We start from the raw sequence: 7,729 nt of genomic DNA on the forward strand, positions 1-7,729 counted from the left end.
GACCACAGACCCGTGCCCAAGCTTTATCCGCACTGCTACCCTCCGGGCTTCCAACAGGGGAGTGTTCTTCGTGCCGACCAGCCAGATCGCCTTTACCACACCCGCGACCGCCACCCGCTGGCAACGCCGCATGGTGTTTTCCCCCGTCGCGCGCATCGTCTTTTTCGTTGCCCTCTTCTTCATCCTGTTCAAGCTGGCCTCGGCCGCAGCGGCCGGCCTGGGTGTCTTTGGTCCTGCCACCACACCCCTGATGCATGCATGGGGCAATCTCGCCGTGCAGTTGGTCTGCACCCTGGGCAGCTACCTGGTGCTGGTGAAAGCCATCGAGCGCCGGCGCATGGAAGAACTCTCCCTGCGCGACCTGCCCACCCTGGGATCGATCGGCCTGGTGCTGGGCGCCGCGCTGTTCAGTGCCGTCGTGCTGGTGCTGTGGCTGGCTGGTTGCTACCACGTCACCGGCACCAACCCTGGCGTGGATTGGGTGCCGGCGGTGTTGACCGTCGGCATCTCCGCCGGCGTGGGCGAGGAGATCCTCACGCGCGGCGTGCTGTTCCGCATCGTGGAAGAAGGCCTGGGCACCTGGTGGGCACTGGCCATCTCGGCGCTGTTCTTCGGCGCGGCGCACATCTTCAATCCTGGCGCCACGCTGTGGAGCTCGCTGGCCATCGCCATCGAGGCGGGCGTGTTGCTTGCCTTGCTCTACCACGTCACCCGCTCGCTGTGGCCGTGCATCGGCCTGCATGCGGCGTGGAACATCATGCAGGGCACCGTGTTCGGCATCCCCGTCTCCGGCACGTCGGCGCATGGCTGGCTGGTGTCCGAACGCACCGGACCGGACTGGCTGAGCGGTGGCGTGTTCGGCGCAGAGGCTTCCGTGGTGGCGCTGATCCTCTGTTCCTGCTGCTCCGCGCTACTGCTGATCGTCGCGCTGCGCCGGGGCACCATCGTCCCACCTGCGTGGCGCCGCGCACGCGCCTGAGGCTGCGGTCGCCTTCACGGGAGCCTCGCTACCCTCCGCCCATTCATCCGCCCCGGCGGAATGCCAACGAAAAAGCGCATGGCCACTTCCCCACGCAAATACTCCTGGCTCGCGAACCAACCGATGCAGCGGAAAATCCTGCTTGCCATCGGCTTGTTGCTGTTGCTCTTCGTGTTCTCAGGCGTGGTGACGCTGCTCTCCGTGGTGCGGCAATCCGACAGCCGCCAGTGGGTCAGGCACACCTACGAGGTCAAGCTCAAGCTCGACGACGTGACACGCGCGCTCGAAGACAGCCAGATCGCTGCGCGCGGCTACATCCTCACTCGCCGCGACAGCGAGCTGGAGGCATTCCGCGATGCCAACCGCACCTACCAGCAGCATGTCGGCGAACTGCGCGAGATGACCCGGGACAACGCGCTGCAGCAGTCCCGCCTCGACCTGCTGCAAGACCTGGGTGCGAAGTGGCAGCAAGGCATCTCAAGCAAGGCGATCGATCCCGTCCGCAACATCACCACGACCGACCCGGTCACCGCCGCGCTTGAGCGCGAACGCATCCAGACCAGCTATCTCACCCAGTTGCCGGTGCAGGTGGGCGACATCCTCCCGATCGTCCAGAAGATGGACGACACCGAGCAGGTCCTGCTCGACCAGCGCGAACATGCGCAGCGTCGCGACCTCATGGTCGTGGTCGCAGTGACGGTGATGGCCTCGGTACTTAGTGTCCTGCTCGGCATCCTGGTGATCCTGATGACCTTCCGGCTCATCACCCGTCCGATCCGCCGCATGACCGACCTCATGACACGACTGGCCGACCACGATCACAGCGTGGAAATCCGCCAGGTAGAGCGTGGCGACGAAATCGGTGAAATCGCCCGCGCCCTGCATGTGTTCAAGCAGATGGCGATGGAGACGGCCGCGCAGACCTGGGTGAAGACCCACGTCTCGCAGATTGCCAGCGAACTGCAGGCGGTGACCGATCAACGCGCATTCGCTGAGCGCCTCGTCGGAGCACTGGTGCCACTACTGCAGGGCGGCGTCGGCTTGGTCTACATGTACGACGAGAACGACCGAAGCCTGCTGCTGGAAGGCAGCTACGGCTACCGCCATCGCCGCCACCTGTCCACGCATTACGCGCTGGGCGATGGCCTGGTGGGACAGTGCGCGGCCGACCGCAAGGTCATCACGCTAAGCAACGTCCCTGACGACTACATGCAGATCCATTCCGGCGCTGGCGAAGCCACGCCGAGCAACATCACTCTGCTGCCCCTGCTGTTGCGCGACAAGCTGCTCGGCGTACTGGAGCTGGGCAGCTTCCACTCCCTCACCGAACCGCAGCAGCACCTGCTGGACGAACTGCTGCCCATCGCGTCGCTGTCGCTGGAAAACCTCAACCGTGCGGTGCGCACGCAGGATCTGCTCAAGCGTACGCGCGAACAGGCCGATGAACTGCGCGCATCCGAAGAAGTGCTGCGCCGCCAGCAGCAGGACCTGCAGAACAGCAACGAGGAGCTCAACGCCACCACGCGCGAGCTGCAGGAGCAGTCGCAACGCCTGCTCGCCTCCGAGGAGGAGCTGCGCGTACAGACGGAAGAACTGCAGGCCTCCAACGAGGAACTGCGCCAGAAGACCGACACGCTGAACCGGCAAAAGCTCGTACTCGAAACCCTGCAGCGCGAGACGCAGGAAAAGGCCGAGGAACTGGCGCGCGCCAGCCAGTACAAGTCCGAGTTCCTCGCCAACATGTCGCATGAGCTGCGCACGCCGCTCAACAGCCTGCTGATCCTCTCGCGCAGTCTTTCCGACAATCGCGAGGGCAACCTCGATGCCGAGCAGATCGAATCGGCGCGCATCATCCACGACTCCGGCAGCAACCTGTTGCGCCTCATCAACGACATCCTAGACCTGTCCAAGGTCGAAGCCGGCAAGATGGAGGTCATGCTCGACGACGTGCCGCTGGCCGACCTTGAGCGTGCACTGAAGCGCACGTTCAACCACGTCGCGCAGGAGAAACAACTCGGTTTCCACATCCAGGTCGACCCGACACTACCCACCACGATCCATACCGACGGCGCCAAACTCGAACAGGTCGCCAACAACCTCATCGGCAATGCATTCAAGTTCACGCACCAGGGCTCGGTAAGCGTGCACATCGGGTGGCCAGCCGCCGCCATGGCACTACCTTCCCCACTGCGGGAGAAGGATGTGATTGCCATCGCCGTGACCGATACGGGCATCGGCATTCCGGCGGAAAAGGCACAGAAAATCTTCCAGGCCTTCGAACAGGTGGATGCCAGCACGAGCCGGCAGTACGGCGGCACCGGGCTCGGGCTCACCATTTCCAAGCGCATCGCCGAGCTGCTGGGTGGCGATATCGTGCTGCACAGCGACGTCGGCCACGGCAGCACCTTCACGATCCTGTTGCCCCTGCACAGCCACGCCGAGGCCACCACCCACACCATCGCTGGCACCACCGTGGCGCGCCACGTTGCCACCGCCGCGCTCCTGCCGGAAAGCATCGAGGATGATCGCGAGAGCCTTGCGCCGGGCGACACCGTCATCCTCATCATCGAAGACGATCCGGTGTTCGCGCGCATCCTCGCAGACATGGTCCGTCGCAAGGGTTACCAGGTGCTGGCCGCCGGCGACGGCGAGTCGGGCCTGCAACTGGCTGCGCACTATCGACCCACGGGCATCCTGCTCGATGTGATGCTGCCCGGCATGGACGGCTGGACGGTCATCGAGCGCCTGAAGGAAAACCCCGCCACGCGCCACGTGCCCGTGCACTTCATCTCCGCGATGGACGAGGCCGGCCGTGGCCGCGAGCTGGGCGCCGTGGGCTTCCTTACCAAGCCGGTCACGCGCGAAGCTATCAGCGGCGCCTTTGAGCGATTGCTGCATTTCGCCGAAGGACGCATGCGCCATCTCCTCGTGGTGGATGACGATGCCGACTCGCGCGCCGCCATGCGTACCCTGCTACGCAACGGCGATGTGGAGATCGAGGAAGCCAGCAGCGCCGAAGAAGCACTCGGCCGCACCGCGCAGACCCACTACGACTGTATCGTGCTGGACCTGGGACTGCCCGGCATGTCGGGCATCGAATTCCTCGAGCAACTGTCGGCAAGCGGCCAGATCCCGCCAGTGGTGGTCTATTCGGGGCGCGAGCTCAGCCGCGAGGAAAGCCTCAAGCTGCGCCAGTACACCGACAGCATCGTGATCAAGGGCGCACGCTCGCCGGAACGCCTGATGGATGAGGTGAGCCTGTTCCTGCACAGCATCCGGGAAGGCAGCACGCCAGCCGCAGCGGTCGTCGCGCCGGGCACGGCTGGCGGCCACCGCGACCTGGGCGAGCGCAAGGTGCTGCTGGTGGACGATGACATGCGCAACCTGTTCGCGCTTTCCAAGGTGCTGCGCGGCTGGGGCATGCACGTGACCATGGCCCAGGATGGACAGAAGGCGCTCAAGGCGCTGGAGGATCACCAGGACATCGAGATCGCGCTGATGGACGTGATGATGCCGGTGATGGACGGCTACGACACCATTCGTGAGATCCGCGCACAAGCTCGCCTGGCGAAGCTGCCGATCATCGCGCTCACCGCCAAGGCCATGCGCGGCGACCGCGAAAAGTGCCTCGAAGCCGGCGCCAACGACTATCTCTCCAAGCCCATCGACATCGACAAGCTCGCATCGATGATGCACGTGTGGCTGCATCGATGATCGAACCGGCCAGCCAGGCGCAGGATGCCGACATCGCGATCGAGGACATCGAGATCGAGCTGTTCGTGCGTGCGCTCAAGCTCCGCCATGGATACGACTTCAGTGACTACGCACCCGCTTCGTTCAAGCGACGTGTGCTGCAGCTGGTCAACGCGCAGCACGCGGGTACGGTAAGCGACCTCACCACGCGCCTGCTGCACGAGGCGGATTTCCTGCCCTTGGTGCTGGAAGGCCTCTCGGTGCCCGTCTCGGAAATGTTCCGCGACCCTGACGTCTTCCGCGGCCTGCGGGAACAGGTGTTTCCGGTGCTGGCCTCTTACCCGCAGATCAATATCTGGCAGGCGGGCTGCGCGCACGGCCAGGAAGTGTACTCGCTCGCCATCCTGCTCGAAGAGGCAGGCCTGTACGACCGCACGCAGATCTACGCCACCGACTTCAACGAAGCCGCGCTGAAACAGGCCTACGAAGGCATCTATCCGGCGCGCGAAGCGCAATGGTGGTCGCGCAACTACCTTGCTGCCGGCGGCAGTCATACCTTGGCCGACTACTACAGCGCGCGGTACGAGTGGCTCAAGCTCGACCAGCGCCTGCGCCGCAACGTGATCTTCGCCAACCACAACCTCGTCACCGACGACGTGTTCTGCGAAGCGCACCTGGTGTTGTGCAGGAATGTGCTGATCTATTTCTCCGATCCGCTGCAGGACCGCACACTCGCCCTGTTTCGCGACAGCCTGGTGCGTGGCGGCTTCCTGTGCCTGGGCACGCGCGAGAGCCTGGATTTCGCGCCCTCGGCGGCGGACTTCGCACCCGTCGATGCCGGTCTTCGCATTTACCGGCTCTCGCCACGCGCCACCGGCAGGGACTGACATGACCACGCCGCAAGCGGTTGTCATCGGTTGCTCGGCAGGCGGACTCACCGCCCTGGAAACCGTGCTCGCCGGCCTGCTTCCCATGTTGCCGCAGGCGTTCGTCGTTTGCTGCCACACCGGCTCGTCCACAGTCGACCTGATGTGCGAACTGCTTTCCCACCATGCGACCCTGCCGGTGCAGGAAGCACGCGAGCGCAGCCCATTGCAGGGCGGCGTCATCCACGTGGCACCCAGCGGCTACCACCTGCTGGTCGAAGCAGACCATCGCTTTGCGCTGTCGGTGGACGAGCGGGTCAGCTTCGCGCGCCCCTCCATCGACGTGCTGTTCGATTCGGCGGCACGTGCCTATCGCGAAGCGCTCGTCGGCATCGTGATGACCGGCGCCAACAGCGACGGCGCCGAAGGCCTGCTGTGCGTGCGCCGCTGCGGTGGCATCGCTATCGTGCAGGATCCGGCCGCCGCCGAATCACCCGCCATGCCCGCGGCAGCGCTGGAACATGCCGGGGCCGATCACTGTCTTCCGCTCGCGGCGATCGCGCCGCTGCTCAACCGCCTGTGCCTTCCATGAATCTTCCCGCTCCCAAGATCCTCGTCGTCGACGACACGCCCGCCAACCTGGTGGCCATGCGGCACCTGCTGGCCGACAGCGGCGCCGAGGTATACGAAGCCAGCAGCGGCAACCACGCGCTGGCGCTGTGCCTGGACCACGAATTCGCACTGATCCTGCTCGACGTGAACATGCCCGACATGGATGGCTTCGAAGTGGCTTTCCTCATCGGCGAAGACGAAAAGCTGCGCGACACCCCGATCATATTCGTCACCGCCGCCTACGCCGACGACATCAACCGCGTGCGCGGCTACCACTTCGGCGCGGTGGATTACATCGCCAAGCCGATCAACGACATGATCCTGCAGTCGAAGGTTCGCGTGTTCCTGGAGCTTTACCGCGCCCGGGCGCAACTGAAATCGGCGATGGCCGCGCTGGAAGATCGCAACGCACAGCTCAACCGCGAGATTGCCGAACGCCAGCGCATCGAGGAGAGCATCCGCCACCAGGCCACGCACGACATGCTGACCGGCCTGCCCAACCGCACCCTGTTCCACGATCGCCTCGCCACCGCCATGCAGCGCGTGCCAAGGCACGGCGCGGGCTTTGCGCTCGCCGTGCTCGACATCGACGGCTTCAAGGGCGTGAATGACACCCATGGGCATCCCGCTGGCGACGCGCTGCTGCAGGCTATTGCGCGGCGGCTGGGTGGTGGATCGCGCGCCAACGACACCGTGGCACGCCTGGGGGGCGATGAGTTCGCGCTGATCCTGGAAGACGTTGCTGATACGGCCTCCGTCCTCCATCGCTGCGAGCAGGTCTGCGAAACGCTGGCCGAGCCCTATGAATTGGAGGGACGGCACGGGCCCTTCATGGCCCGCGTCAGCGCGAGCATCGGCGTCGCCCTCTGGCAGGGCGACGAGCAGGCAGACGAAGACCTCATCCAGGCCGCCGACCATGCGCTCTATGAGGCCAAGGGTGCCGGCAAGAACCGCTGCGTCATTGCCGCCTGAGGGCTGCCGGGCTTACTTGCGCGGCGACACCCACATGTCGATGCGCGCACGAAATACATTTTCGCCCGCTTCATTGCGCACGCGCACCTGCACCGGCCACGCATAGCCGCTGGCCGCCTCTTCTACGCGCGCTTCCGGTTCGGCCAGCGCGTAGAGCGTGCCCTTCGCCTTGGCGAGGTATTCCACCGTCATGCCCTTGGGAATCCAGCGCATGCTCGGTGGAATGGTGACGTCGGTCATCATGCCCGCCGTGAGTTCAGCGGCATTGCAAAGCGCGATCGCGTGCACGGTGCCTATGTGGTTGTGAACGCTGCGGCGATCACGGATGGCCACTTCGCAGCGCCCCGGCGATGTCAGCGAGAGAGACGCGGCCCTATTAGGGCGTGTCCTAGATTTTGTGTAAACGGGCTACAGGCAGGACACTGCCATCTGACCCGGAGACATCATGAGTCCACGCAAGCACGAGGTATCCGACGAGCTGCTTGGCAGCCTGTTGGCCAACTACAAGAAGCCCGAAGACCTGATCGGTGAGAACGGCCTGCTCAAACAGCTGACCAAACGGCTGGTCGAGCGGGCGCTGGATGCGGAGATGGCCGAGCACCTCGGT

The 7,729-nt window shown here is 64.8% G+C and carries 5 protein-coding genes and 1 pseudogene; 5 read left to right on the forward strand and 1 reads right to left on the reverse strand.

Annotated elements, in window-relative coordinates:
• Positions 1 to 70 precede the first annotated feature (70 nt).
• The 5 genes from VFG49_RS02435 to VFG49_RS02455 all read left to right on the forward strand — a co-directional run bounded on the left by VFG49_RS02435 (position 71) and on the right by VFG49_RS02455 (position 7,122).
• On the forward strand, positions 71 to 979 hold the full coding sequence (locus tag VFG49_RS02435; RefSeq protein WP_324857912.1) for a type II CAAX endopeptidase family protein: 909 nt from the start codon (positions 71 to 73) through the stop codon (positions 977 to 979).
• A gap of 123 nt (positions 980 to 1,102) precedes the next feature.
• Positions 1,103 to 4,693: a response regulator gene (locus VFG49_RS02440; RefSeq protein ID WP_324857913.1), complete on the forward strand. Its 3,591-nt coding sequence runs from the start codon at positions 1,103 to 1,105 to the stop codon at positions 4,691 to 4,693.
• Complete coding sequence (locus VFG49_RS02445) at positions 4,690 to 5,559, forward strand: CheR family methyltransferase (RefSeq protein WP_324857914.1); 870 nt, start codon at positions 4,690 to 4,692, stop codon at positions 5,557 to 5,559. Before VFG49_RS02440 ends, VFG49_RS02445 begins: the two co-directional genes overlap by 4 nt.
• A gap of 1 nt (position 5,560) precedes the next feature.
• The gene (locus VFG49_RS02450; protein WP_324857915.1) at positions 5,561 to 6,130 is read left to right on the forward strand and encodes a chemotaxis protein CheB; all 570 of its coding nucleotides are present in this window, start codon (positions 5,561 to 5,563) and stop codon (positions 6,128 to 6,130) included.
• Entirely contained in the window at positions 6,127 to 7,122 is a 996-nt protein-coding gene (locus tag VFG49_RS02455) for a diguanylate cyclase domain-containing protein (protein ID WP_324857916.1), read from the forward strand. Before VFG49_RS02450 ends, VFG49_RS02455 begins: the two co-directional genes overlap by 4 nt.
• A 12-nt stretch (positions 7,123 to 7,134) precedes the next feature.
• Here VFG49_RS02455 and VFG49_RS02460 read toward each other — a convergent pair.
• Positions 7,135 to 7,467 (reverse strand): annotated as a pseudogene (locus tag VFG49_RS02460) (hotdog fold domain-containing protein); the annotation flags it as partial.
• Positions 7,468 to 7,729 lie beyond the last annotated feature (262 nt).

The organism is Dyella sp. (assembly GCF_035685885.1).
In the GTDB taxonomy this organism is placed as follows: Bacteria; Pseudomonadota; Gammaproteobacteria; order Xanthomonadales; family Rhodanobacteraceae; genus Dyella.

What these genes read in the sequence shown, in the direction of transcription:
- VFG49_RS02440 (WP_324857913.1), top strand. Translation starts at nt 1,103, where the DNA reads ATGCAGCGGAAAATCCTGCTTGCCATCGGCTTGTTGCTGTTGCTCTTC.
- VFG49_RS02445 (WP_324857914.1), top strand. Translation starts at nt 4,690, where the DNA reads ATGATCGAACCGGCCAGCCAGGCGCAGGATGCCGACATCGCGATCGAG.
- VFG49_RS02450 (WP_324857915.1), top strand. Translation starts at nt 5,561, where the DNA reads ATGACCACGCCGCAAGCGGTTGTCATCGGTTGCTCGGCAGGCGGACTC.
- VFG49_RS02455 (WP_324857916.1), top strand. Translation starts at nt 6,127, where the DNA reads ATGAATCTTCCCGCTCCCAAGATCCTCGTCGTCGACGACACGCCCGCC.